The sequence below is a fragment of the Bradyrhizobium sp. LHD-71 genome (genome assembly GCF_031157255.1).
GTDB lineage: Bacteria > Pseudomonadota > Alphaproteobacteria > Rhizobiales > Xanthobacteraceae > P52-10.
This window is the reverse complement of the sequence record NZ_JAVIFX010000001.1, coordinates 42,067-66,486: the sequence shown is the minus strand read 5'-3', so window position 1 is coordinate 66,486 and position 24,420 is coordinate 42,067. Positions and strand designations below refer to the sequence as shown.

General features: G+C 62.4%; 23 protein-coding genes, 1 tRNA gene and 1 pseudogene. 15 read left to right on the top strand and 10 right to left on the bottom strand.

Annotation, left to right across the window (positions count from 1 at the left end):
- The first annotated feature begins 29 nt into the window (after positions 1–29).
- Positions 30–1,226 (top strand): ABC transporter substrate-binding protein, encoded by a 1,197-nt coding sequence (locus RCO31_RS00320; protein WP_374991398.1) that lies wholly within the window; start codon positions 30–32, stop codon positions 1,224–1,226.
- A gap of 42 nt (positions 1,227–1,268) precedes the next feature.
- Positions 1,269–2,795: an acyl-CoA synthetase gene (locus tag RCO31_RS00315; RefSeq protein ID WP_308966172.1), complete on the top strand. Its 1,527-nt coding sequence runs from the start codon at positions 1,269–1,271 to the stop codon at positions 2,793–2,795.
- A 57-nt stretch (positions 2,796–2,852) separates the two neighbouring features.
- On the opposite strand, the gene RCO31_RS00310 is transcribed toward RCO31_RS00315, so the two are convergent.
- On the bottom strand, positions 2,853–3,371 hold the full coding sequence (locus tag RCO31_RS00310) for an outer membrane protein assembly factor BamE (RefSeq protein WP_308966171.1): 519 nt from the start codon (positions 3,369–3,371) through the stop codon (positions 2,853–2,855).
- A 286-nt stretch (positions 3,372–3,657) separates the two neighbouring features.
- Here RCO31_RS00310 and RCO31_RS00305 point away from each other — a divergent pair, with 286 nt between their 5' ends.
- The 6 genes from RCO31_RS00305 to RCO31_RS00280 all read left to right on the top strand — a co-directional run bounded on the left by RCO31_RS00305 (position 3,658) and on the right by RCO31_RS00280 (position 8,135).
- Positions 3,658–4,203, top strand: coding sequence for a ubiquinol-cytochrome C chaperone family protein (locus RCO31_RS00305; protein ID WP_308966170.1), 546 nt, complete (start codon positions 3,658–3,660; stop codon positions 4,201–4,203).
- A complete protein-coding gene (locus tag RCO31_RS00300) occupies positions 4,200–4,775 on the top strand; it encodes a DUF177 domain-containing protein (RefSeq protein WP_308966169.1) in 576 nt (191 codons plus the stop codon). The genes RCO31_RS00305 and RCO31_RS00300 overlap by 4 nt, the downstream gene beginning before the upstream one ends.
- Positions 4,776–4,899: 124 nt before the next feature.
- Positions 4,900–5,961 carry a phosphate acyltransferase PlsX gene (plsX, locus tag RCO31_RS00295; RefSeq protein ID WP_308966168.1) on the top strand — a complete coding sequence of 354 codons (1,062 nt, stop codon included), beginning with the start codon at positions 4,900–4,902 and terminating at the stop codon, positions 5,959–5,961.
- The gene (locus RCO31_RS00290) at positions 5,958–6,935 is read left to right on the top strand and encodes a beta-ketoacyl-ACP synthase III (protein WP_308966167.1); all 978 of its coding nucleotides are present in this window, start codon (positions 5,958–5,960) and stop codon (positions 6,933–6,935) included. Before plsX ends, RCO31_RS00290 begins: the two co-directional genes overlap by 4 nt.
- A gap of 127 nt (positions 6,936–7,062) precedes the next feature.
- Positions 7,063–7,386, top strand: a complete 324-nt coding sequence (locus RCO31_RS00285; protein WP_308966374.1) for an integration host factor subunit alpha — start codon at positions 7,063–7,065, stop codon at positions 7,384–7,386.
- A gap of 143 nt (positions 7,387–7,529) precedes the next feature.
- Complete coding sequence (locus tag RCO31_RS00280; RefSeq protein ID WP_308966166.1) at positions 7,530–8,135, top strand: MerR family transcriptional regulator; 606 nt, start codon at positions 7,530–7,532, stop codon at positions 8,133–8,135.
- A 9-nt stretch (positions 8,136–8,144) separates the two neighbouring features.
- On the opposite strand, the gene RCO31_RS00275 is transcribed toward RCO31_RS00280, so the two are convergent.
- On the bottom strand, positions 8,145–8,462 hold the full coding sequence (locus RCO31_RS00275) for a hypothetical protein (protein WP_308966165.1): 318 nt from the start codon (positions 8,460–8,462) through the stop codon (positions 8,145–8,147).
- A 149-nt stretch (positions 8,463–8,611) separates the two neighbouring features.
- Between RCO31_RS00275 and RCO31_RS00270 the strand changes: the two genes are divergently transcribed.
- A tRNA-Pro gene (locus RCO31_RS00270) sits at positions 8,612–8,689 on the top strand.
- Positions 8,690–9,267: 578 nt separating this feature from the next.
- Here the strand turns inward: RCO31_RS00270 and RCO31_RS00265 are convergent.
- Positions 9,268–10,491, bottom strand: coding sequence for an MFS transporter (locus RCO31_RS00265; protein WP_308966164.1), 1,224 nt, complete (start codon positions 10,489–10,491; stop codon positions 9,268–9,270).
- A gap of 366 nt (positions 10,492–10,857) precedes the next feature.
- Here RCO31_RS00265 and RCO31_RS00260 point away from each other — a divergent pair, with 366 nt between their 5' ends.
- The 3 genes from RCO31_RS00260 to RCO31_RS00250 all read left to right on the top strand — a co-directional run bounded on the left by RCO31_RS00260 (position 10,858) and on the right by RCO31_RS00250 (position 11,958).
- Complete coding sequence (locus RCO31_RS00260) at positions 10,858–11,280, top strand: hypothetical protein (protein WP_308966163.1); 423 nt, start codon at positions 10,858–10,860, stop codon at positions 11,278–11,280.
- A gap of 107 nt (positions 11,281–11,387) precedes the next feature.
- Positions 11,388–11,522 (top strand): hypothetical protein, encoded by a 135-nt coding sequence (locus RCO31_RS00255; protein ID WP_308966162.1) that lies wholly within the window; start codon positions 11,388–11,390, stop codon positions 11,520–11,522.
- A gap of 112 nt (positions 11,523–11,634) precedes the next feature.
- Positions 11,635–11,958, top strand: coding sequence for a hypothetical protein (locus RCO31_RS00250; RefSeq protein ID WP_308966161.1), 324 nt, complete (start codon positions 11,635–11,637; stop codon positions 11,956–11,958).
- 200 nt (positions 11,959–12,158) lie between these two features.
- Here the strand turns inward: RCO31_RS00250 and RCO31_RS00245 are convergent, their stop codons facing one another.
- The 5 genes and pseudogenes from RCO31_RS00245 to RCO31_RS00225 all read right to left on the bottom strand — a co-directional run bounded on the left by RCO31_RS00245 (position 12,159) and on the right by RCO31_RS00225 (position 16,229).
- Positions 12,159–13,163, bottom strand: a complete 1,005-nt coding sequence (locus tag RCO31_RS00245; protein ID WP_308966160.1) for a tripartite tricarboxylate transporter substrate binding protein — start codon at positions 13,161–13,163, stop codon at positions 12,159–12,161.
- Positions 13,164–13,215: 52 nt separating this feature from the next.
- Complete coding sequence (locus RCO31_RS00240) at positions 13,216–14,040, bottom strand: aspartate/glutamate racemase family protein (protein ID WP_308966159.1); 825 nt, start codon at positions 14,038–14,040, stop codon at positions 13,216–13,218.
- Between the two features lie 456 nt (positions 14,041–14,496).
- Positions 14,497–14,622, bottom strand: a complete 126-nt coding sequence (locus RCO31_RS00235; protein ID WP_308966158.1) for a hypothetical protein — start codon at positions 14,620–14,622, stop codon at positions 14,497–14,499.
- Positions 14,623–14,868: 246 nt separating this feature from the next.
- Positions 14,869–15,126 (bottom strand): hypothetical protein, encoded by a 258-nt coding sequence (locus tag RCO31_RS00230; RefSeq protein WP_308966157.1) that lies wholly within the window; start codon positions 15,124–15,126, stop codon positions 14,869–14,871.
- A gap of 306 nt (positions 15,127–15,432) precedes the next feature.
- Positions 15,433–16,229: pseudogene (locus tag RCO31_RS00225) on the bottom strand (NAD(P)H-dependent oxidoreductase).
- Positions 16,230–16,324: 95 nt separating this feature from the next.
- Here RCO31_RS00225 and RCO31_RS00220 point away from each other — a divergent pair.
- Positions 16,325–17,257: a LysR family transcriptional regulator gene (locus RCO31_RS00220; protein WP_308966156.1), complete on the top strand. Its 933-nt coding sequence runs from the start codon at positions 16,325–16,327 to the stop codon at positions 17,255–17,257.
- A 37-nt stretch (positions 17,258–17,294) separates the two neighbouring features.
- On the opposite strand, the gene RCO31_RS00215 is transcribed toward RCO31_RS00220, so the two are convergent.
- Complete coding sequence (locus RCO31_RS00215) at positions 17,295–19,352, bottom strand: ATP-dependent helicase (RefSeq protein WP_374991402.1); 2,058 nt, start codon at positions 19,350–19,352, stop codon at positions 17,295–17,297.
- A gap of 254 nt (positions 19,353–19,606) precedes the next feature.
- Here RCO31_RS00215 and RCO31_RS00210 point away from each other — a divergent pair, with 254 nt between their 5' ends.
- Together RCO31_RS00210 and RCO31_RS00205 are read left to right on the top strand one after the other, a co-directional pair.
- Positions 19,607–20,593: a tripartite tricarboxylate transporter substrate-binding protein gene (locus RCO31_RS00210; protein ID WP_308966154.1), complete on the top strand. Its 987-nt coding sequence runs from the start codon at positions 19,607–19,609 to the stop codon at positions 20,591–20,593.
- Between the two features lie 25 nt (positions 20,594–20,618).
- Entirely contained in the window at positions 20,619–21,695 is a 1,077-nt protein-coding gene (locus RCO31_RS00205; protein ID WP_308966153.1) for a tartrate dehydrogenase, read from the top strand.
- Positions 21,696–21,811: 116 nt separating this feature from the next.
- On the opposite strand, the gene RCO31_RS00200 is transcribed toward RCO31_RS00205, so the two are convergent.
- Positions 21,812–24,307, bottom strand: a complete 2,496-nt coding sequence (locus RCO31_RS00200) for a hypothetical protein (protein ID WP_308966152.1) — start codon at positions 24,305–24,307, stop codon at positions 21,812–21,814.
- Between the last annotated feature and the right edge of the window lie 113 nt (positions 24,308–24,420).

Here is a 24,420-nt window from a genome sequence, read left to right as displayed (position 1 = left end):
AAGGAAGCAGCAAACATCCGGGAGATGTCATGGGGAGCTTATTCTTCGGCTTGCCGATCGCGCTGGCGATCGGTATCTGCAGCGCCTCCGTTGCCGCTGCCGGGAGCGAGATCAAGGACGAGATTCGCATCGGCCAGACGCTGCCGTATAGCGGACCGCTGTCGGCCTTCGGTACCATCGGCCGCGTCCAACAGGCCTATTTCGATAAGATCAACGCCGAGGGCGGGATCAACGGACGCAAGGTCCGTTTTCTCAGCCTGGACGACTCCTATTCGCCGCCCAAGACCCTCGAGCAGACGCGCAAGCTGGTCGAAAGCGATGAAGTGACGTTGATGTTCGGCTCGCTCGGCACTGCCACCAACGGCGCCGTGCATCGCTATCTGAACAGCAAGAAGGTGCCGCAACTTTTCGTGCTCAGTGGCGCGACCCGGTGGGCCGACCCGAAGAACTACCCGTGGACCATGCCGGGAATGGTCACCTACGAAACAGAAGGCGTGATTTACGCAAAGCAGGTTCTGAGGGAGAAGCCGGACGCGAAGATCGCGATCCTTTCGCAGAACGACGATTTCGGCCGCGACTACGTCGCAGGATTCAGGCGCGCGCTGGGCGCAAAAGCCTCGGCGATGATCATTGCCGAAGCGAGCTACGAGCCGAGCGCGCCCAACATTTCCTCGCAACTCGTGGCCCTCAAGGCCTCCGGCGCCAACGTTCTCTACGGCGTGACGCTTGGAAAGTTCACGGCACAGATGATCCGCGGCATGGCCGAGATCGGCTGGAAACCGGACATGACGTTCGTTCCGACATCGGCATCGTCCCTTGCCATCCTCGAACCGGCGGGGCTCGACAACGCTATCGGCCTGATGTCGCTCAGCAACCAGAAGGATCCGAATGATCCTCAATGGGCGGACGAGGTCGACGTCAAGGAGTTCTTCGCCTTCATGAAGAAGCATCTGCCTGACGCAGATGTGCGCAACACCAACTACTCGGCCGGTTACATGTACGCAGCGCTCTTGGTTCAAGTCCTGCGCGCGTGCGGCGACGATCTCAGTCGGGAAAACGTACTGCGACAAGCGACGTCGTTGCGCGACATCAAGCTTCCGCTGCTGCTGCCCGGTGTCACCGTCACCACCGGGCGCGACGACTACCGCCCCTTCCAATCGATGCGCATGCGACGCTTCGACGGGAAGAGCTGGGTCGGTGCGGGCGGCCTGATCAACGATGAGTAGCGAGGCCAGGGCCGAGCCCCCGGAGCCGTCGGAGCAGTGGTCATGATCATCAGCGGCGAGCGCCTGATCGATTATAGCGAGATTCATTTGCGCATAGCGCGCGCTGCGACGGGGTTGAAATCGCTGGGCGTGCGCGACGGCGCCCCGGTCGCGATGATGTTGCGCAATGACTTCGCTTTTTTCGAGGTGTCGGGTGCTGCGGCCGCGCTTGGTTCACCGGTGGTGCCGATCAATTGGCATCTCAAAGCGGAAGAGGTGGCGCACATTCTGAATGACAGCGGTGCGCTGGTCCTGGTCTGCCATGCCGATCTGCTGCCGCAGATCGCCGACGGGCTTTCCGACGACCTCCACGTGCTGGTGGTGCCGACGCCGCCGGAGATCGCCGCTGCCTACGGCGTCACGGACGCTGCATCCGCAGTGCCGAGCTCGATGGTGGATTGGAATATCTGGCGGGAATGGCAGCCGCCCTATGACGGGCCCATCGGCCGTGCCTCGCCGATGTTCTACACCTCGGGCACAACGGGCACGCCGAAGGGCGTCCGCCGTCACGCGATGGCACCCGAACAGGCGGCCGCCGCCGAACGCGTCAGTGCGATCGCCTACGGCGTCAGGCCGGGGGAGGGACAGGTCGTGCTGATGAACGGGCCCATGTATCATTCGGCGCCGAACTCCTACGGGATGCTCGCGTTCCGGCACGGCTGCACCATCGTTCTGCAGCCGCGCTTCGATCCCGAGGACCTGCTGCGCCTGATCGAGCACCATGGCGTCACCCACATGCACATGGTGCCGACGATGTTTGTTCGGCTGCTTCGGCTGCCAGACGACGTCAAAGGTCGCTATGACCTGTCATCTGTGCAGTTCATCGTTCACGGCGCAGCGCCATGCCCGCCGCAGGTCAAGCGCGCGATGATCGACTGGTGGGGGCTGGTCATCAACGAGTACTTCGGCTCGACCGAGACCGGCATTCCGGTCTGGCACTCGGCGAAAGAAGCGCTCGCGAAGCCCGGCACTGTTGGCCGGGTGATTGAGGGCGGCATCGTCAAGATTTTCGGCGCCGACGGCGAACTTTGCGAGCCCAACCAGCCCGGTGAAATCTTCATGCGGCAGGCGACCATTCCCGACTTCGATTATCACGGCAAGGCCGAGGCCCGGGCCGAGGCCGGACGCGAAGACCTGGTCAGCGTTGGCGACGTCGGCTACCTCGACGAGGATGGCTACCTGTTCCTCTGCGACCGCAAGCGCGACATGGTGATCTCCGGCGGCGTCAACATCTATCCGGCCGAGATCGAAAACGTGTTGATCGGAATGGACGGCGTGCGGGATTGCGCCGTGTTCGGCATTCCCGACGACGAATTTGGCGAACGCTTGTGCGCGTATGTCGAGCCGGAGCCGGGTGCGAAACTCGGCGCGGCGGAGATTCAGGATTATCTCCGCGCGCGCCTTGCGAGTTTCAAGGTGCCGAAGGAGGTTCGTTTCCTTGACGTGCTGCCGCGCGAAGCAAGCGGCAAGATTTTCAAGCGAAAGCTGCGCGACCCGTTCTGGAATAATCGCAGCGTTGGCGCGTCCTGACGAACTTGCAGCTCAATCTCGTTCGCTCGACGCGCCATTCCGCTTGCGGACATACAACTATTGCTTCGAGCCGCCGACCAGGCGGAACAGCGGCGTCAGGTAACTGATCTCCTGGCCGCTGGTGGGAGTGGTCCGGCTGATGAAGTCGAAGACCTTGCCGTCCTGCAGGCCGTAGTTGGCGACCCGCTGCACCTGCCGATTCTTGTCGAAGTAGACGGCGAGCACCCGCTGATCTGTCACGGACTGGTCCAAGAATGCGACCCGGCGCTGGGTCCGTTGCGAGATGTAGTAGAAGACCTCGCCGTTCAGCGTCGCGACGGTGGAGGGCGTACCGAGCACGATCAGCACCTGGTCCTGGCTCGCGCCGATCGGGACCTGGTCCAGCGCCCCTTCGGGCAAAATGTAACCTTTCTGGAACTGTTCCGCGCAGCCGGCCAGCGCGGCGCATGTCAGTATCAGCGCCAGGGCAAAGCGTAGTTGGCCGATGGCGGGCGCAAGTGCGGTGAATTTGAAGTTCCTGCCGGCGTCGCGGCACGGGCGCAGGAATTGCAAAATCAAAAACCGCGCTAGAAACATAAAATTGCTAGGGCTTCTCATGTTTCCGAAGCTCGCATGGGAGTGTGCCGCAAATGATGCGAATTTCGGAAACGGAGCGCTAGTCCGCGCACAAGCGAGATCGCAACTTCGGCGAGGAAGCTGTGGCTGGTCATCTCGGAAACTGAACCTTTCCCCTTGCCGCGACGAAGCGGCGACGTACCTATCTTGCCACAACACGGGCGTTGGCGTACCCGGCGTGGACAAGTGCGTAACCGGTCTCGCGGCCTTCTTTCCAGAAACGCGGGCCAAGTTCCGGAAATATTTGATGCTTTGGCCGTTCAACCGTTCCCCTGGACCCACCATTGAAGCGATCTATGGCATGATCGTGGCGCAGGCGCGACTACCGGCCTTTTACGAACGCATCCATGTGCCGGACACGGTAAACGGCCGTTTCGACATGGTGTTGCTGCATCTGTGGATGGTCCTGCGCCGGCTGAAGACATGCGCCGGCGGAGCGAAGGCCTCGCAGGCGCTGCTCGACCACTTCTGCAGTGACATGGACGCCAACCTGCGTGAAATGGGCGTCGGCGATCTCACAGTGCCGAAGCGGATATTGAAATTCGCCGAGGCGTTCTACGGTCGCGCCAATGCCTATGACGCCGCGCTGCAGGCCGGAGGTCCCGATCTTCCGCAGGCGCTCGGGCGCAACATCCTGCTCGACAGCGATGCAGCACGCGCCGAGCCGCTCGCAGCCTATGTGCGAAAGACCATCCGGCACCTCGAGGCCGTGGACGAGCGGCGGCTGCTCGCGGGTGAGTGGACGTTCGCCGACCCCGCCACAATGGCACAAACGCACGAGGCGGTATCATGACTGTGAAGGCGCTTCCCTGGCACGCGACGGTTGCCGTCGCGGACATTCCGGAAACCGGTCTGCATCACGAGATTGAGGCTGGTGAGGCGGACCGACGGGCAATCGCGGCGGTCGCGGGTCTGCGCGAGTTGCCGCGCCTCGCTGCGTCCTTCGATCTCGCCCATGCGGCCGGCGGCCGAGTCCACGTGACCGGGCGCATTCAGGCGGCCGTGGGACAGACTTGCGTCGTCACGCTCGATCCGCTGACGAATGAGATCGACGAGGACGTCGACGTGGTGTTTTCGGACGAGCCCGCGCCGCCGGTCGCTACGTCTCGGCCGCAAGGCGACGGCGAGGACGACGACGCGCCGGTCGAAGACCCGCCGGAGCCGATCGTCGGCGGGATGATCGATCTGGGTGCACTTGCGGCCGAATTTCTCATTCTCGCAATCGATCCATATCCGCGTAAGCCTGGCGCAGTCTTCGAGCCGGTGATCGCGCCGCCCGATCCGGCCGACCATCCGTTCGCGGGGTTGGCCTCCTTGAAGGAAAGCGATTCGCAAGGCAAGCCAAGGAAAAACAAGAGCAAATGAGGCGCGCTGTACGTCCGCCGCTGTTGTTTCGGCGCGTGGACACGGTATTGTCGCCGCCGCCCGATCAATAGGCAGGCCGGATTCTCGTCCCGCGCCTCAAGCTGACAAGGTTCCCGGATTATTCATGCCGAGCAAGGTTCGTATTGCACTGGATGCCATGGGCGGCGACGTCGGTGTCCCGGTGGCCGTTCCGGGTGCGGCAATCGCGCTGCAGCGCCACCCGGAGACCGAATTCCTGCTGTTTGGCGATAGCAAGCTGATTACACCTGAGCTGGAGAAGTATCCCGCGCTGAAGGCTGCCTCGCGCGTCGTCCACACCGATGTCGCCGTGCGGATGGACGACAAGCCAAGCCAGGCTCTGCGGCGGGGCCGCAAGACCTCCTCGATGTGGCTGGCCATCGATGCGGTGAAGCGCGGTGAAGCCGACACCGCGGTCTCGGCGGGCAACACCGGTGCCCTGATGGCGATGGCCCGCTTCCACTTGCGGACGCTGCCCGGGGTCGACCGCCCGGCGATCGCCGCGGTCTGGCCGACGCTCCGCGGCGAATCCGTCGTGCTGGACGTCGGCGCATCGATCGGCGGCGATGCGCAGCATCTCGCGGTGCTTGCGATCATGGGCAGCGCCATGGCGCGCGTGCTGTTCGATCTCGAGCGGCCGACGGTCGGGCTGCTCAACATCGGCGTCGAAGAGGTCAAGGGGGTGGAGGAAGTGCGCGCAGCGGCGGAGCTGCTGCGCAGGCTCAACCCACCGAACATGGACTTCATCGGCTTCGTCGAGGGTGACGGCATCGGGCAGGGAGCTGCCGATGTCATCGTCACTGAGGGCTTCACCGGCAATATCGCGCTGAAGGCCGCCGAAGGCACGGCGCGGCAGATTGCCGAGTATCTGCGCAGCGCCATGAGCCGGACGTGGCGCTCGCGGCTGGGCTATCTCTTCGCCCGCAACGCGTTCCAGGCACTGCGCGACAAGCTGGATCCCAGCAAGGTCAACGGCGGCGTGTTCCTCGGTCTGAACGGCGTCGTCATCAAGAGCCACGGCGGCACCGACGCAGAGGGTTTCGCCTCGGCGGTGGACGCCGGCTATGACATGGTCCGATACGATCTCCTGACAAAGATCAATCAGACGCTTAATCGCGACGGCGGCGCGCTTCAGCTCGCGCCACGCGTTCAGGAGGCTATCTCGTGACTGTTACCCGTTCGATCGTGCTCGGCTGCGGCTCATACCTGCCCGAGCGGATCGTGACCAATGCCGAGCTGGCGAGCAGGATCGACACGTCGGACGAGTGGATCGTGCAGCGGACCGGTATTCGCCAGCGCCATATTGCGGCGGAGGGGGAGAATACCTCGCACCTCGGCCTGAAGGCTGCGCAGGCGGCGCTTGCCAATGCCGGCGTCGACGCGCAATCGATCGACCTGATCATCCTTGCGACCTCGACCCCGGACAACACCTTTCCAGCCACGTCGGTCGACATCCAGCGTGGGCTCGGCATCAACCATGGCGTAGCGTTCGATCTTCAGGCGGTCTGTTCGGGTTTCGTGTTTGCGATGGCGACCGCCGACAATTTTCTGCGCTCAGGCTCGCACAAGCGCGCGCTGGTGATCGGCGCGGAGACCTTTTCCCGCATCCTCGACTGGGAAGACCGCACCACATGCGTGCTGTTTGGCGACGGCGCAGGGGCGGTCGTGCTTGAGGCGCAACAGCAGCCGGGCGCAACCTCGGACCGGGGCATATTGACCTCACACCTGCGCTCGGATGGCCGGCACAAGGCCAAACTCTATGTCGACGGCGGCGTGTCCTCGACGCAGACCGTCGGCCATCTGCGCATGGAGGGCAAAGAGGTCTTCAAGCACGCCGTCGGCATGATCACCGATGTGATCTACGATGCCTTCAAAGCAACGGGAATCACTGCAGACGACATTGACTGGCTGGTTCCGCACCAGGCGAACAAGCGCATTATCGATGCATCGGCGCAGAAGCTGCGTATTGCGCCGCAGAAGGTCGTGCTGACGGTCGACAAGCACGGCAACACGTCGGCCGCCTCGATCCCGCTCGCGCTTTGTGATGCGGTCGCCGACGGACGAATAAAAAAAGGCAATTTGATTCTCTTTGAAGCAATGGGCGGCGGCTTCACGTGGGGGTCAGTGCTGCTCAGGTGGTAGTGACGCAATTTGCGACTGCCACAATGTTGACTTGTACTGCAAGCTGCGTTTGAAGCGTCACCGATGTTGACGATAGCGCGTTAAGCTCTTAGCGTTAGGCAAGTTTTCGCCGTGAGTGGGGCAGGCGATGTCCGGAACCGGAAAGACAGTCACGAGGGTCGATCTGTGCGAGGCCGTGTACCAAAAGGTCGGCTTGTCGCGAACGGAGTCGTCCGCGTTCGTGGAACTCGTATTGAAGGAAATCACCGATTGCCTTGAAAAAGGCGAGACGGTGAAATTGTCGTCGTTTGGTTCCTTCATCGTGCGCAAGAAGGGACAGCGTATCGGTCGCAATCCGAAGACTGGCACGGAGGTGCCAATCTCTCCGCGCCGGGTTATGGTGTTCAAGCCGTCGGCGATTCTCAAACAGCGAATCAACGGGCAGGAAATCACTGCCAAGGCGGACGAGTAGAATAGAAGCAGGCGGCGTCTCGGGACGAGGGTGGCGGTTCGAGCGATGTCTTCTAAGAGGTGGATGGGAATAAATCCGGCACAGCCGGACCAGGGGCGCGAAATACAGAGATAAGCTTAAACAAGCAGCTGGGGGGACCGGCCTTGGACAAGGCACCCGACGCATTCCGAACGATCAGTGAAGTGGCCGATGAGCTCGACGTGCCGCAGCACGTCCTGAGGTTCTGGGAGACCCGCTTCGCACAAATCAAACCGATGAAGCGGTCGGGCGGCCGGCGCTACTACCGTCCCGAAGACGTCAACTTGCTGCGGGGCATCCGCCATCTGCTTTACGGGCAGGGCTATACCATCCGCGGCGTCCAACGCATCCTGCGTGAACAGGGCATTAAGGCCGTCCAGAACTGGCAGAACGGCGCGATTGCGCCGGTGGCCGCGGCCGCCGCAGAGGACGAAATCGATCACGAGGAAATGCTGCGCGACGCGGTCAACGAGGAAATGACCGACGACTTCGAAGCCGGCGAGGGCGAGGATGTCGGCGAGGCGCCCTCGCATGAGCTGCCGTCGGCGATCGCCTCCTTCATCGACGCGGCGCGGCTGCACCGCGCGCCGGCGCCACCGCAGCCGACCCTCTCCGAGAGTCTTACCGAGCCCGTTCGGGTCGACGAACGCAATGTCGCCAAGCTGCGCGCTGCCCTCGATGAGTTGCTCGAGTGCCGGCGCCTGCTCGATGCGGCGATGAAGGCGAGCTGAATCTTCCCGTCAGCAATACCCGTAGAACCCGCAGGCATAGGGCAGGCGGGTGTAGGCATCCGTGAGAGCGGTCGCCTCGTCGCCGTAGTACGGCTTGTAATAGTAGGAGAAGGGTTTGCCGTAATAGCCGCCGACGATCGGGCGGATATCGACCTGTGGTGCAAAGACGAAAGTCGGATAGTTCGTGTCTCGCTCGGCATAAACGCGCGGGACGTAAGGCTCGGCGAAAACTGCCCCCAACCGCGTGTGTGCGGGCAGATCAGCGGCACCCGCCCCGGTTCCGGCAATCGCGAGAGCTAGAGCTGACAACGCGATCGCGCGCGGCATGGCCGAATTCTCCTGTGATTCGGCCATCATAGCGGAAGGTCTTTAGCGGAGATTAACCTGATGTCGGGTCGATCATGTGGCGAGAGCGCTCACGTGCGGCTTGCGCCGGCTGCCGGGATTTCCTAATCAATCAGCGCCGTCATCGGCGTCGGAGCGTGGCGCAGCCCGGTTAGCGCACTAGTCTGGGGGACTAGGGGTCGTGGGTTCGAATCCCGCCGCTCCGACCATTTAAGTCATTTATTTTATTGCAAAATCTTGTTCTGCGCTTGCGCGTCTATGGACGGCGAGTCGCTCGTGTCGCCACCATGTCGCCGCGCTTGTTGCGGCAATTGTCGGATGAGACCACAAACCGGGCAACGTGGGCGAGCTCGTTCGATGAGCTGGATGAACTGAAGCAACCACCTCTGCGCGTTCGAGGTCAAAACGAGCCGGATCAATACAATTCGGAGTCCGGCACAGCCTACTTGCCTACGATCACCGCTCGCCCCGTGAACGTCCGGTCCGGCCCACACGCGGACTTAGAATGGAAGTTGGATTTTGCTCCAAAGCTGCCAATCGTGGGCAACTCTGCGGTGATGCACAACATGCGCGGCCCGCGATATGTGAAACCTCAGCCGGCTGGCACTGCGAGCGCCAACACTGCCGGCCGCGAACCAACAAAGATCGCGCATATTGGCGCGGCGCTCGATCATCGTGCCCCACCCCACGACCAGGCAGGCAGAAGCATGCGACCCAGGCGCGGATCGTACCTGATGCTCGTGTGACGCGGCTCCGGCGTTCAAGACAGAGGCGCACACACTGGTCTTCAGGAAGCCGTCTGCTTCGTCGTGGTTTGGCGGTCGCCAAGCGGGAGAATGACGATGAAGCCGACCGCGCCGATCAGCAGTGCGAAAGCGATGCCCCAATCGTAATGACCGGAGTAGTCGACCAGGGCGCCCGCGAACGTTGGCGCGAGCAGGGCGGCAATACCGGTGCCGGTGAAGAACACACCGAGCAGCGCGCCGAGATCCTTCACTCCGAACAGCTCGATCAGCACGCTCGTCACCAACGCGATCCGAACTCCATAGGCCAGACCGAGGACGGCCGCGAAGACCACGAGCCAGTGATAGGCCGGAAGCAGGAGCCAGATGGCGTAGGAGGCCGCCATGACTAGGACCGAGAGCTTGAACAGTTTCAACGTGCCAAGCCACCCGCCGAGGACGCCGATGCCCAGGCGGCCGAAGACGCTTGCGACACCGAGAATTGACAGCAGAGCCGATGCGGCGAGAGGACTGGCGCCACGTTCGAGTGAGAACGCCGGCAGGAAAACGAACGGCACGAACAGAGCCATCGTTGCCAGGACCCATGACAGGTACATGATCCGGTATTCGAACGAACGAAGGACGGCGCCAAGGGAAGTGCTGCTGACAGGTTGCTCCTGCGCGGGCGGCAACCGCGCCACGGCTATCGCGCAGGCTGCGAGCAGCAACCCGCTTGCCCCGCCGAGAATGACACATGTCTGGCGCCAACCGATGCTGTCGATCAGAATCGAAGCGAGCGGGGGTGTGACCAGCATGCCGCAACCGGTGCCCGCTGCTGCGATCCCAAGGGCTAAATTGCGGCGGCGCGTGAACCACCTTCCGAGAATGGCGAGCGTCGGCACATAGGCGCACCCGGCCCCCAGTCCCACACCGAAGCCGTACGTCGCATAACCGGTCCAAAGATGTCCGATGAACGCCGTCGCTATCAGGCCGCTCGCCATCGCGATGGCGCCGACCGCCGTCACGATGTGTGGCCCGAAGCGGTCGGCGATATGTCCGCTCAGCGGACCCAGCATGTAGAAGATGAGACTTGCGATCGCGTAGTAAGCGGAGGCGGCCGCGCGACTCGCGTGGAATTCGGTCATGACCGGCGGCAGCAACACTCCGAAACTGTAAACGATCCCAAACACAACGAATCCGGCGACGAACGCGGCTGCAACGACGCACCAAGCGTACCCCGTATCCGCGGTTGGGCGTGCGCAATCGGTCTTGTGGTTTGATGATCTCATGGTTATCCCGCCTGCAAGGAAACTGCGTCATGCAGGGGACCTCGTCGCGAACGGATTTGCCACCCGATTCCCGTTGCCGCAAGCACACGAGTCCGGAAGTGGCCCTCAGCCAAAGTGGTTGGATGTCCGCTTTCCCGCGTACAGCGGCAGGCAATTTTATAAGTACGCTGCCTCGGCTGGGCGTATCAGACCGCTTTGTGAAGCTTCATTAGATTGGAACTCCACCATTGCCTCTCAGGCAATAGTCACGCGGTGTTGCAGCCAATTTGCGATTATGCGGTCGTGCAGCGTTATACACGGAAACGAATCTCATATTGGTTTTGCAGGCTCGAAGTTCTAGAACTGCGGGATCGCAGGACGAGCGAAATGCAATATATTTGCGATGCGCCGAACGGTAAGGCTTGGTTCCGTATCGAGACGGAAGGTGAAGCGCTGCGTGAGTCGCACCTGATGAGCCACACGGTCGAGAAATATTTTCGCCGCGAGCGGGAGAAGGCAGTCCAGTCCTGGCGTGCGAAGAGGCCCAACGCGATCGAGCGTGACATCGGCCTCGAGGCCCATGTACAGCGAGAGATGCCGCTTTTCCTCACATTGCGCGACGGGGAGGGCAATGCACTGACTACAGCGATGCTGCCGCCGGGTGGCAAGGATCGCGGCGAATTCCGGATCATCATCGTTGCCGCATCCAATGCCGATCCTTATCCTCAGCAGGACGCTGCCATCGCTGCGCTGGGAGCGCATTTCGGGCTCACACTCGATCGCGACCGCTGCTTTCCCTACAACCGCTAACGATGCGGGCTCATGGCCCTTCTTAGACTTGTAGGCCGGGCAGAATGTCCGGTCTGCGCGAGTAGCGACCGCATTGGCGAGGTTGTCTACAACTCGACGATATTGGCTTGCGCGACCCGAAGGACATCATCGCCGAGATGGCCGCGCTGGATGCGGAGAGCGCGGCGATCTTCAGCGTCGAGGCTATGCCGTGGACTGGCCGCGGCCAACTGCTCGCTTGGGAGATGTCTCGACTCATTTGAGTAGAGTCGAAGTGAGTAGAGTCGAAGCCGATTGAGGCGGAACATCATTCGACCCGGAGGCGGAACGAAGAAGCTGCGGGCGCATTGAGTCAGATCAGTTTCGGAGTTGCGTGTGTCGGCCCCCTCGATCGTCCCCTCATCTAACCGCACCGTCTATATGGTTGAGGATGATCTCGGCAATCTCGGGCGCGTATTCGCGGAGACGGACTCCGACCATTCTGATCGGGAAACGACGCTTAGCGATCTGTATGGCGGGCAGTACAATGATCCAGTTCGCGTCGTGGCGTTCAACACAGACGAAGGCTGGTCGCGCGATGTCTCGCAAGAGTTTGCAGCCGAGATCCAGCGCAGAGCCGATCGTGAGCACCGGGAGCTGGCCGTTTCGCTCGCGGATTTTGTGGAGTTTTACACCTGCGCTGCGCCGCCAGTAGAATGAGCCCGTGATACAGACAATGCCAAGAAGTGCGGAGAGCCACCTTCCAGGTCGACGCAGCGACGTTGGTCTGCTTTCAGCTTGTACGAAATCTTACTGCAGCAAGAAGCGCAAGTTGGTCTGACTAGTCTCGGCCCAATGCATCGGGGCCTTCTCCGGCTCGCTTTGTCACACCAGCAACTCTCCGCCTCCACATCTTTCCCTTACTGCGTCGAAATCTTCTCGATCACAGCCTTCCACTTGACCTGCTCGGACTGGATTCGGCGGGCGAGGTCTGACGGGGATTCGGTGGCGGCGGCGATACCTAGCTCCACCATCCTCTTGGCGATGTCTTCGCGGCCGACGATTGCGTTGATCTCGCGGTTGAGGCGGTCGATGATCGGTTGCGGCGTGCCCGCCGGGACGCTGATGTAGTTGATCGAGCTGCCTTCGAATCCCGGAAGGGTGTCGGCGATCGTCGGGACGTCGGGCAAGGCCGGATTGCGCGTCTCGCTGGCCACCGCTATCGCGCGAAGGCCGCCGGAGCGGATGTGCGGCAGCAGGGTCGAGACGGTGTCGATGGTCATCTGGATCCGTCCGGTGAGCAGGTCCTGGATCGACGGGCCGGTGCCGCGATAGGGGACGTGCTCGATCTCGATGCCGGCGCGCTGCTTGAACAGCTCGCCGGAGAGATGTGAGCTCGCGCCGATGCCGGAGCTTGAGAAGTTGAGCTTGCCAGGGTTGGCCTTGGCCCAGGCGATCAGTTCGCTGATCGTCTTCACCGGCAGGGCCGGATTCACAACCAGCACGTTGATGGCCAGGGCGATCAGCGCGACCGGCACCAGGTCCTTGTCGGCATCGTAGGGAAGCGAGGGCATCAGGTAGGGATTGGTGATCTGTACCCCCGGCGTGGTGTAGAGGAGCGTGTAGCCGTCGGGCGGCGCCTTGGCGACGGCGGTCGCGCCCACCGTCGCACCTGCGCCCGGCTTGTTCTCGATGACGACGGGCTGGCCGAGTGCCTTCGTCAGCGGCTCGGCGATCAGACGCGCAACGATGTCGGAGCCGCCGCCGGTCGCGAAGGGGACGACAAGCAGGACGGGCTTATTGGGATAGCCCTGAGCGACCGCGGGCGATGCAGTCGATGCGAGGCTGGCCGGAAGAGCGCCCGCCATAGCCAGCCATCCGAGAGCGCGCAGAAGGCTCCTGCGCGATGGCGTGTGTTCGTCCATGTCAATCCTCCCGCTTCTATTCGTTGCCGATCGCCGGCGACCGATGATGGTGTCAGGCGTCCTGCCGGTCCACGTCTGCGAAGACGAGGTCCGGACAGTAGAACTGCATCACGGCGCGCGTGCGGTCGGCCGCAGGCGCGGCATTGTGGAATCCGTGCCGGCTGTGGCGCAGACCCGTGAGACGGCGCAGATCGACCATGGTTTCGGTCATCTTGATGGTGAGGGCGAGGGAATCGATGACCGGCACGCCGTCGATCTGATCGACGCCGTGGGTCGCGAGGAGAACGTTCAGCGGCACCTCGCCGGGAATGAGAACGTCCGCGCCTGCCGCGATCAGGCCGCGTGCGGCCTCGCTGAAGCGGTCGAGCACCTTGCCCGGGGCGCTGAAGCCATCGACGATGTCGTCGAACTTCAGCCCGGTCTCACGAATGCCGGCGCAGCGGTCGGAAAGGCCGCATTCGCGAATCTGGTCATGATAGCGCGCGACCACGCGCTCCATGAACAGCAGCATGCCGAAGCGCTGGCCGTGCATGCACGCCACATGGAAGGCGGTTTCGGCGGCGGCCACCACCGGGATGTCGACGATCGTCTTCAGGTGGCGGTGCAGCGGATCGAGCATGGTACACATGGCGAACGCATCGTAGCCGCGGTCGGCGGCGGTGAGCGCGGCGGCCGCCCATTGTGTGCTGTGCATGTGGAGGAGAAAGGCGTAGCCGAGATCGGTGCCGGGATAGTTCGACGGAAAGGTCTGCGGCAGCAGGCCGTGCATGTCGACTTCGGTGTCGGGGCGCTTGATGCGATCAATGTGCGCTCGCACGAGGGCCTTGTAGGCCGGGACGTTGTCGAGAACGGTGAAGCTCTGGTGCCAGATGCGCATCTTTGGTTTCCGCCGGTCCAGGATTGATGGTCAGGGGCGCAAGGGAGAGCGCCGTGCTCCGCGCTCTTCGAGACGCCGGGCTGCGCTGGGCTCCTCGGGCGAGAGGGCGAAATCGGTGAGAGTGAGTGGCCGGAGCACACAGACTTTCTCTGCCGTGCCCGGGCAGAGCGGATTGCTCATCCCTGATGATCCATCCCGGCACGTCCCCCTTTTTGTCTCGTCGGAAACGATCTTCTTTTTGTCAGGATCGATCCATCAGGGGTTCGAGGTCAAGACGATTCGAATGGGGCCTGATCGCCGTCAAAGCCGCAAATCAGGGTGCCACGTTGCGGAGCCATTCAACGACAACCAACGACAAGGGGAGGATGCCAGGCGCGTTGCTATTGCCGGAGCAGAAGAGTTGCGGACGATGCGTTGGTTGTGAGCGACGCAGAACTGTCGAAGTCCGCTTAAGGTTCACTTTGCAACCCTTGGCCGCGGAGCAGACAAAATCATCCTGAGGACGAGCTCGATGATGGTTGCGATGGTCAAGGCCGCAATCAGCGCCACAACGACCCAGAATCCCGTTCCAGTATTCGGCATGGCTAATCTCCCGAGGCTTCGAGAGCAAGCCTAGGTAGCCAGTCGGTGCGCTCTGTGATGCGCAGCACAAATCGCCGCCTTCGCAGCTAGTGTCCCGAATCCGAAGTTCGCTGTACTTTGCAGCGAGCTGAGAGCGAACTTCGGATTCGATCAGGACACTAGCAAGTTTATGATTCTAGTGGCGTTTATGGATCGGAAACTCGATGGACTCGCGGCAACGATGGCGCGAATTTCTGATCCACGACACTAGAGCAGCTTCGACTGCTGCAGCAGGATGCGAAGCGCATCGGTGGCTGCACGCGTCATCATCGCGTTGTGCGAAGCGCGCTCAAGCGCATCTCGCGCGGTGTTGTAGGGGCCGTCATACTCCATCCAGTCGACACATCGATTTTCCGTCAGGAAGCGAAGCGCCGAGCCGACCGTGTTAATGACAATCGGCTTGCCGTCGATCGTCAACGTGAACGTGGCGGCCAAAGGGGTCTCGGATTTCAGCGGATAGCTCATGTCCAGATCGCGCCTTTCAAGGTCAGCACCGCACCAGGGCTCCCTTTGCTGAGGCGCCACATCTCACCGCCAATGCCGCGCATTCGCGCCGAGATCAATGCACAGGCCCGGGACCTGGTCGCGGCGGCTGGCGCGAATGTCGGCCAGTTGGCTCGCTCGAAAAGCGACAGCAAAGGCACCCGAATAAACCGCCTGCGCGCGGCGTAAACATGGCGGTGGCTCTGAGCCTGCTGGCCGCTTCCCAAAATGATCGCCGAAAGGAAAAGTCCAGGTTGTCCTTCGCTCCGACGCGTGGGGCCTCGTGCACTAGTCGGCCAGACCTGCAGAGTTCAGATGAAGTGCGAAACCGGACGCACCCGCCTCACCCAGCTCTGGACGAAGCTGAAGGCTCGGAATCTGATAGTCCCCGCCATTCTGGGGCCGATAGGGAATGGGCGCCGTGGTCGCGAGCGTTCGCATTCTCCCGCGCAGGCGCTCGGCCACGATCTCGAAGCCGGCTTGATCAAGACGATCGACGCGGTAGGCCACGAACGGCGGAAGCACATCGTAACCTGGATAATAGAGGATCCCGTGATTGATCGGGAACAGCAGGTCGTCGATCGGTCCGTTGATCCCGCGCGCGGAATAGTGCTGCTCCCAACCTCCGGTGGTCACGAGCAGCATCGCGCGCTTGCCCGCGAGGGTCCCTTCGCCAAACCGGTCACCCCAGTGCGCGTCACTGTGCTCGCCCACGCCATAAGCAAAGCCGTAGGCATAGACCCGATCGACCCAGCCCTTGAGATCGCGGGCATCGTGTACCACCAGAGGGGAAACTGCAGGATCAGGACATCGGCCCATAACAGTTTCCTGTGCTCGGCTTTGATGTCTTCAGTTAGTGCGTTGGCAGTGAAAGCCTCGCTGGAGGCGGCCGCCGGCCTCAATCGAGCGCCCCGGTCCAATGATGGAAAGTCGGCACGATCGACCTCGGATTTCCAGCCCTCGGCGTAAAGATCCGTCAGACGCACGTCGTGGCCCTGGGCCTCGAGCTCCTTGATGGCGACGTCACGCAGCGCGGCATTGAGCGAGCGCGGTTCGGGATGAGCAAAAACAAGCAGGACTTTCATAGGGCGGGTCATCCAGTGGGGGATAATCGACCCTGCAGGTAGGCCATCCCCCAAGAATCCACTATATGTCGATATGCATAATATTGTGCCGAATAATGGATAGATCGAACATCACGCTCGAGCGCATGCGGTCGTTCGTGCGCGTCGCCGAGCGCGGCAGCCTGTCGGCCGTTGCACGGGAACTTGGTGTCGGACAGTCGACGATCACCCGACATCTGCGCGAGCTCGAAGAGGCCGTCGGTGTGCCGCTGCTGAGCCGGACTACCCGGCGTGTCACGCTCACTGATGAAGGCAGCCGCTATTACGCAAGGAGCGTCCAGGTTCTGCGCCTCGTTGACCAGGCCGGAGATGAGGCGCGAGGCACGCGCGGCGCGCAGGCAGGCACGGTCCGGATATCCTGCACGGCGGCATTCGGCGTGTTGCATGTCAGCCGGCTCATCTTCGCCTTTCAGGACCGCCATCCAGATATCGCGGTCGACCTCAGCCTCACCGATGAGCGCGTTGATCTGGTGCGAGAGGGCGTCGACATAGCGCTTCGGCTGGGCCCGCTCGCTGACAGCTCCATGAGGCTGCGGGGCCTTGGTCAGTCCCGGCGGCTGCTCGTGGCCGCGCCGGGCTATCTGGCCGCGCACGGCAGGCCCATTGTGCCGCAGGATCTGTCAGCTCACGAGGGTATTCGGATGTCGAACGTGGCGGGAAGCGACACGCTCGCATTGCACGGGCCAGGCGGTGAAAACTACGCGGTGCCCTTCGGAGGGCGTTTTCGCGTCGACCACGGTCTTGCCGCGCGCGAAGCTCTTGTCGCTGGGCGTGGGATCGCCCCCGCTCATCAATGGCTCGTCGATGACCTGTTGGTTGCGGGCAGGCTGGAGGAGATCCTGCCGGACTACACGTTGACTCCCGTGCCATTGAGCATGCTGCTCGTCCCCGAGCGCGCGGATATCGCTCGCGTCCGCCTGCTGATCGACTTCCTCACGGAGCGGATCGGCCGCATCGCTGGAATCGAGCAGCCGCGGCCGCATCGTTAGCCTGAAGGCGATTAAGTGCGGACGGCCAGCGCCAATCTCATCGCCACATGCCGCGCATTCGCGCGCCGATGTCGATGCGCGGACCTTGCGAGCTGGGGCGTGCCGAGGCTGGCGCAAATGTCGGCCAGTGGGCTCTCTCGAAAAGCGCAAGCAAGCGCTCTGGAATAAAACGTGTCCGCGACGCGTAGACATGGCGATCGCCCTGCGCTTGCTGGCCGTGCGTGAAAAAACGCTGCGGCACCACAAGGTGCAAATCGTCCTTTGCGCGCGTCATCGCCACATAGAGCAAGCGACGCTCCTCTTCGAGCTCGGCGGTTGTGCCGGCGCCGAGATCGGACGGCATGCAGCCGTCAACGACATTCAACAGATAGACGGACTTCCATTCCTGGCCCTTCGCCGAATGAATCGTCGAGAGGATCAGATAGTCCTCGTCGAGGAGCGGCACGCCGGCCTGGTCGCTGGTCGCATCGGGCGGATCAAGCGTGAGCTCGGTCAGAAAGCGCTCGCGCGAGGCATAGCCGCTTGCGATCTGCTCGAGTTGAATGATGTCGGCGCGCCGTGTCTCTGCGTCCACGTGAATACGATCGAGGTGCGGTTCGTACCAAAGCCGCGCCCGTTCCATGTCGGCCGGCCATTCGGAATATCGCAGGTTGCCGACGGCCTGCACGAAGGCCTTCCAGTCCTCGCCGGTGCGTGGCGGCGAGGGCAGGGCGACGAGCGCCGCGATCGGGTCGGCCGCTTCTGCCATGCGCTCGAGAATGCGTTGCGCGGACGCAGGACCGATCCCGGGCAACAGGTGAAGAATGCGGAATCCCGCGACCCGGTCGCGCGGGTTCTCGACGAAGCGCAACAGCGCCAGCACATCCTTGATGTGCGCGGCGTCGAGGAACTTCAACCCGCCGAACTTCACGAACGGGATGTTGCGCCGTGTCAGCTCGACCTCCAGCGGTCCGCTGTGCGACGAGGTGCGAAACAGCACGGCCTGCTGCTTCAGCAGCGAACCTTCTTCGCGATTTTCGAGCACGTGCTCCACAATGTAGCGCGCCTGGTCGGCTTCATCGCGGACCGCCACCAGCCGCGGCTTTGCCGATGATGACCGCTCCGTCCACAGGTTCTTGGTGAAGCGCTCTTTGGCGAGGCCGATCACACCATTGGCGGCGGACAGAATTGGTTCGGTCGAGCGATAGTTGCGGTCGAGCGTGATGATTTCCGCGCGCGGCGTGAACTGATCCGGAAAATCCAAAATGTTGCGCACGGTTGCCGCCCGAAACGAATAGATCGACTGCGCGTCGTCGCCGACGACTGTGAGCCCGCGTCCGCCAGGCTTTAGCGCCAGCAGGATCGAGGACTGTAGCCGGTTGGTGTCTTGGTACTCATCCACCAGCACATGATCGAACCGTCCGCTGACGTCGGCGGCAAGATCCGCATCCGACATCATCTGAGCCCAGTAAAGCAGGAGGTCATCGTAGTCGAGGACGTTCTGTTTCTGCTTCGCTTCGACATAGGCGGCGAACAGCTGCTTCAACTCGCCTGCCCATCCCGAGCACCAGGGAAAGAACTGGCCGATGACCTGCGCGATATCGCTCTCCGCGTTAACGCAGCGCGAGTAGATCGCAAGGCAGGCGCCTTTGGTTGGGAAGCGGCTCTCGGTCTTGGAGAAGCCGAGCTCGTGGCGGACGAGATTCATCAGGTCGGCGGAGTCTTCGCGGTCATGGATCGTGAAGGCGGGGTCGACGCCGATCTGGTCGGCATAGTCGCGCAACAGCCGCGCCCCGATGCCGTGGAATGTTCCGGCCCAGGTGAGCGCGTCGGCCATTACGCCGGCCTTGTCGCCCAGGATTTTGCGAGCGATCCGTTCCACGCGCTTGGCCATCTCCGCGGCTGCGCGGCGCGAAAAGGTCATCAAGAGGATGCGGCGTGGATCGGCGTTGCAGACGATCAGGTGCGCGACACGGTGGGCGAGGGTGTTGGTCTTGCCGGAGCCTGCCCCGGCGATGACGAGGAGAGGTGGTCCGATATGGCCACCCGCGGTGACGCCATGCTCCACGGCTCGGCGCTGCGCCGGATTGAGCGCGTCAAGATAGTCTGCGGCCACTGTCGCAAGCACGAATCACTCCTCAGAACCATCCTTTGTCTCAGTGACTTATGAACAAATCAAGAACGATGGGTTGGGTCAGCCGCACGAACGGGCCGGGATCGGTAGTGACGTGCTCAATACGGTAAAGGAGGGCATCAGATGCGAAGCCGGGTGCTTTTCAGCCCGTGACTTCACTCCATTGCAGCGCCTGCAAACCGGCCTATCCTCGTCTGCGCGCGACGACGCGCCAACGACCTGTATGGAGGAGCGCTATGCGGCTCGACCGTCGCGTGCTTGTTTTCGGCGGCTTAGCCGCCATGACCCTGTTTCCGCAGTTCGCGGCAGCCCAGAGCAACTACCCGACACGTTCGATTGCGTTGATGGTGCCGGCCGCAGCCGGTGGCCCGACCGACACGGTCGCTCGGCTGGTGGCCGAATCCATGAGCCGGACGCTCGGTCAGACGGTCGTCGTCGAAAATGCGGGTGGGGCAGGCGGAACGATCGGCATGGCACGCGTTGCTGCCGCCGCACCCGACGGATACACGATCGCGGTCTGGCACATTGCGCATGCCACCGCGCCGTCGCTCTATCCCGCACTGAAGTATGACGTGATCAACGACTTCGATCATCTCGGCCGTATCACCGACGTGCCGATGGCGCTCGTTTCAAGAACCGGCGTTCCTGCGCAGAATGTGAGCGAGTTGCTGACCTGGATGCGTCGGGAGAACGACAAGGTTACCTATGGCCACGCCGGAGTGGGCTCGGCCTCCTTCCTTTGCATGCTCATGTTGTCGAAGGAGCTCGACGTGCAACCGCGCGGCGTCGGCTACCGTGGCACCGGGCCGGCGATGAACGACCTGCTGGGCAATCAGTTCGACATCATGTGCGACCAGACCACCAACACGACCAATCAGATCAAGGAAGGCAAGATCAGAGGCTATGCCGTTACGACGAAGGCCAAAGTTTCGTCATTGCCAGATCTTCCGCCGCTCGATTCCGGGCCGATGAAGGGGTTCGAAGTCTCGGCCTGGCATGCCTTGTGGGCTCCGAAAGGTTTGCCGAAGGACGTGACCGACAAGCTGGTCAACGCGTTACAAGTTGCTCTCAAGGATCCCAAAGTCGTCGAGCGTTTTGCGAGCCTTGGAACGGAGCCCGTTCCGGCGCAATTGGCCACTCCGGCCGCGCTCAAGGAGCATCTTGCAGCGGAAGTGCCGCGATGGGGCGCGGTCATCAAGGCGGCGGGTGCAAAGGGCGAATGATGACTGTTCAGGACATTGTCAGAGCATGAAGACTTACAAGATCGCGGCCATTCCAGGGGATGGGATCGGCACCGAGGTGATTGCGGCGGGCGTCGAAGCCCTGCAGGCCCTGGCGAAGAGAGAAGGCGCATTTGCGTTCAAGGTCGATCACTTCGACTGGGGTTCGGCGTACTACAAGAAACATGGTCGCATGATGCCGGCCGACGGCCGCGATCAGATCCGCCATCACGACGCTATTCTGTTCGGTTCGGCCGGCGCGCCTGACGTGCCCGATCACATCACCCTGTGGGGATTGCGGCTGGCGATCTGCCAGCCGTTTGACCAATACGCCAACGTGCGTCCGACCCGAGTCCTGCCGGGCATCACCAGTCCGTTGCGGAAAGTCGAGGCAAAGGAGCTCGATTGGGTCATCGTTCGTGAGAACTCGGAAGGAGAGTATGCCGGCGTCGGCGGGCGCGTGCATCAAGGATCCCCGCTCGAGGCGGCGACGGATGTATCGGTCTTCACCCGCGCCGGCGTCGAGCGGATCATGCGTTTTGCCTTCCACCTCGCACAGTCAAGGCCCCGCAAGCTGCTGACCGTGGTGACGAAATCCAATGCACAGCGCCACGCGATGGTCATGTGGGACGAGATCGCGACTGAAATCTCCGCAGAGTTCAAGGACGTCAACTGGGACAAGATGCTGGTCGATGCCATGACAATGCGGATGGTCATGCGCCCTGAGACGATCGACACGGTCGTCGCCACGAACCTGCACGCAGACATTCTTTCCGACCTCGCGGCCGCGCTTGCAGGATCGCTCGGTATCGCTCCGACCGCCAACCTCAATCCGGAAAAGGTTTACCCGTCGATGTTCGAGCCGATCCACGGCTCCGCATTCGACATCATGGGCAAGGGCATCGCCAATCCAATCGGAACGTTCTGGTCGGCGGTGATGATGCTCGAGCACCTCGGGGAGGTGAGCGCTGCTGGGCGCCTCATGAACGCAATCGAGCGGGTGACGAGCGATGCCCGATTCCACACGCCCGATCTTGGCGGCAAGGCACGCACGGCAGAGGTCACAGCCGCGGTGATCGATGCGATCCACGGTGCCAACGCCTAGAGCGCTTTCCGATTAGTTTGAATCGGAAAGCGCTCTAGATTCGTTTGATTGGTCGCATTTTCTGCGGAAAACCGGTGTCCACTTTTCCGGAAAATGCCCTAGCGGCAAGGGCTGTCTCACAGGGTCTTCAGAAAGGCGATCAACGCGCGCTTGTCATCGTCGCTCAATGGCGCCTCCGGGCCGAAGGCTTTCTCGTCATCGGTGAGACCTTCGGTCTCGTTGAATTGAGCCGTCCCGAAGTAGTGACCGCGATTGACCTCGAAGTCCTGGCAGGCGCTGAGCGCGAGCAGCCGCGGCGCGAGCTGGGTATAGTGCTGGAACAGCTCTTCGTCGGTTGCATTTTCCCGCCGAAGATCGATGCCGCGCTCGAGGTCCGGGCGAAGCGCTATCACGCGCGCGATGTGATCCGGCAATCCGACGATGTTCTCCGGCAACAGACGGATGTTGGCGAGGAGATTGACCGGCAGGTTCTTCGGAATCGGGCCGATCGTAATGTCGCCGCCGCTCGAAACCAGCCAGGGGAGCCATCGATGCGCCCACTGATACGCCCATTCGTGCCAGCCGGCGAATGGTCCCGGAATATGGCTCGACGGGATTGTGATCAGCGTGGGTTCGCTCGTGCGGTCGATCAGGCCGACGCCCTTGTTGCCAAGCAGTGCGTCCTTGTCCCGCTTTTCCGGCCAGAGTAATTGCTCCATCGCCGCGTCATAAGCCTTCAGCCGCGCTTCCACGGACGGATCGCCGTTCAGTGGTCCGAGCGCATTGTTGAGTAGGAATGGCGCGGTCGACCACAGGCTGACGAGCGATGGCGCCCGCGTGTAGCCGCGCCCTCCGGCCGGCATGTCAAACCGCTTGCGCTCGCCGGTGAACGGATCGCGGACAGTGATGGCACCGACCGACGGCAGGCTCTTGTAGGATTGCGATGAGAAGTTGTCCCAGATGTTGCCCGCTAGGGCGTTAGCGGCGAGCGGGCTGCAGGCGTTCGTCCGGAGCAACGTCACCGGAATGCGGGCATCCGACGACAGATAATTGCCGTCGGTAAAATCGGCACGCTGCACGATCTCGGCCATCTGCCGCTTGTAGTCGTCGGTCTTGGTCCAGGCCCAGTAATTCTTGAAACACGCGCGATGATCTTTGCCGTTGCAGGTGAGGCCGGCGTTGAAACCTGGTGGCGGCGATGGTCCCTTGCTGGAGTGGCAGCGCGCGCAGGCGGTCGCGAAGACGGTCCGGCCGCGCTGGGCGGCTGCGGCTTCGGCCGCGACGATTTGCGCGCCGCCGGGCGCGTCTTTCAATAGATCGGGTTGGCCGGCCTTGAGCAGGAAGTGCGCGAAGTACGGCGTGTTTGTTTCGGTCGCCTCCCAGTAGCTCGAATTCTGCCTCGCCGTCGCGATCCGGATCGGCGTGATCGGCGTGCCGCCGATCAATGGATTAAAGTGCCGCAGCCATTCCTCACTGAAGAGACCGATATTCAGATAGACACGATTGAGCGCGCCAAGCGGGCCGACCGAGTCGGCGCCATCCTTGAGGATGTGCGGTGTGAACACGGTGTCGGGCGCCTTGAAGAATTCAGTCAAAGGACCGCTCGCTACGAAGTCGTTGAACTGCTTGTTGTCGCGCTGGTCGCCGTCAAGCGTTTCCCTGCCGAGCCGTGGCGCCACCGCCATGCGCGCACCAAAATGATAGAGCGCATTCATGGTCCGCGGATTGTTGATGCTGTCGCTCGAGATCAGTGAGGTGTCCAGTGCGCCGGGGCGGTAGCTCTGCAGCAACTGAACCAGGAAGCTCTTCGAATCGAGGTTGGGCAGAAACAGGCGGCTCACGCGCATGAACTGGGCGCCGACCGTGGAGCTGAGATCTGACCACGCCGGATGCTCCGCGTTGCGCGGCGGCCGGGTTGGACCTGGTCCCACATGGCAGAAACCACAGGCCATGCCGACGCGATAGGGCCGGACCAGGTTCTTGTTCTCGTAGTACGTGCGGTCGTTGTAGTAGCGCTCCGGATCCCATTGTCGTGCGGCCGCTTCGTCGAAGGCGGGATTGGGAAACAGGCGGAGCCCGACAATGCCGGTCGGCTCGCCGTAGAACGAGCCGACCGGAAGATTCTTGCCGCGGGCGCCGACGGCCACGCCCGGATACTTCGTCGGGTTGTCGAACGGATCGGGCTGACAGGACGGATCGCGTATGTCGAGCCAGAGGCCAAACCGTTTTGGATCGGGCGCGGCGGCCTTTTCGAAGCAGGGCTCGTTGACGAGGCCGAGCTTCGCCCAGCGATTGTCGCGGCCGAAATCCTGTCGCGGATGCGACGATACGATCTTCAGCAAGTCGAAGGCGCCGAGCGTCGGCACAGTAAAGCTGTCCCAGAAGCGGTCGTTGCCGCCGCTCCAGACCAGCCACATGTTGCGGCCCTTGATCTCGTCGAGCGTCAGCTCGATGCCGGAATCCATGTCCTTGAAGTAGTTCTCGTCGGCCATGGGAAACGAGGCCGCGGTGCGTCCGGCGAGTCTCGCCTCGTCGACGACGGCACTCTCAAGGAAGGAGACCGCGCCAGGCGGCGCGGCGAGGATACACAACAGAACAATCGTAAGCCCGACGGTCCGTCGCCAAGTCGACATGTCTTCCCCAGAACTCAGCCTGTTGGCGGCGCGACGTTAGCTTAGTCGCGAGATGAGGTCTACGAATCGGCCCCACATCATCCGCTTGGCACTGATGGTGCATCAAGGAAAGC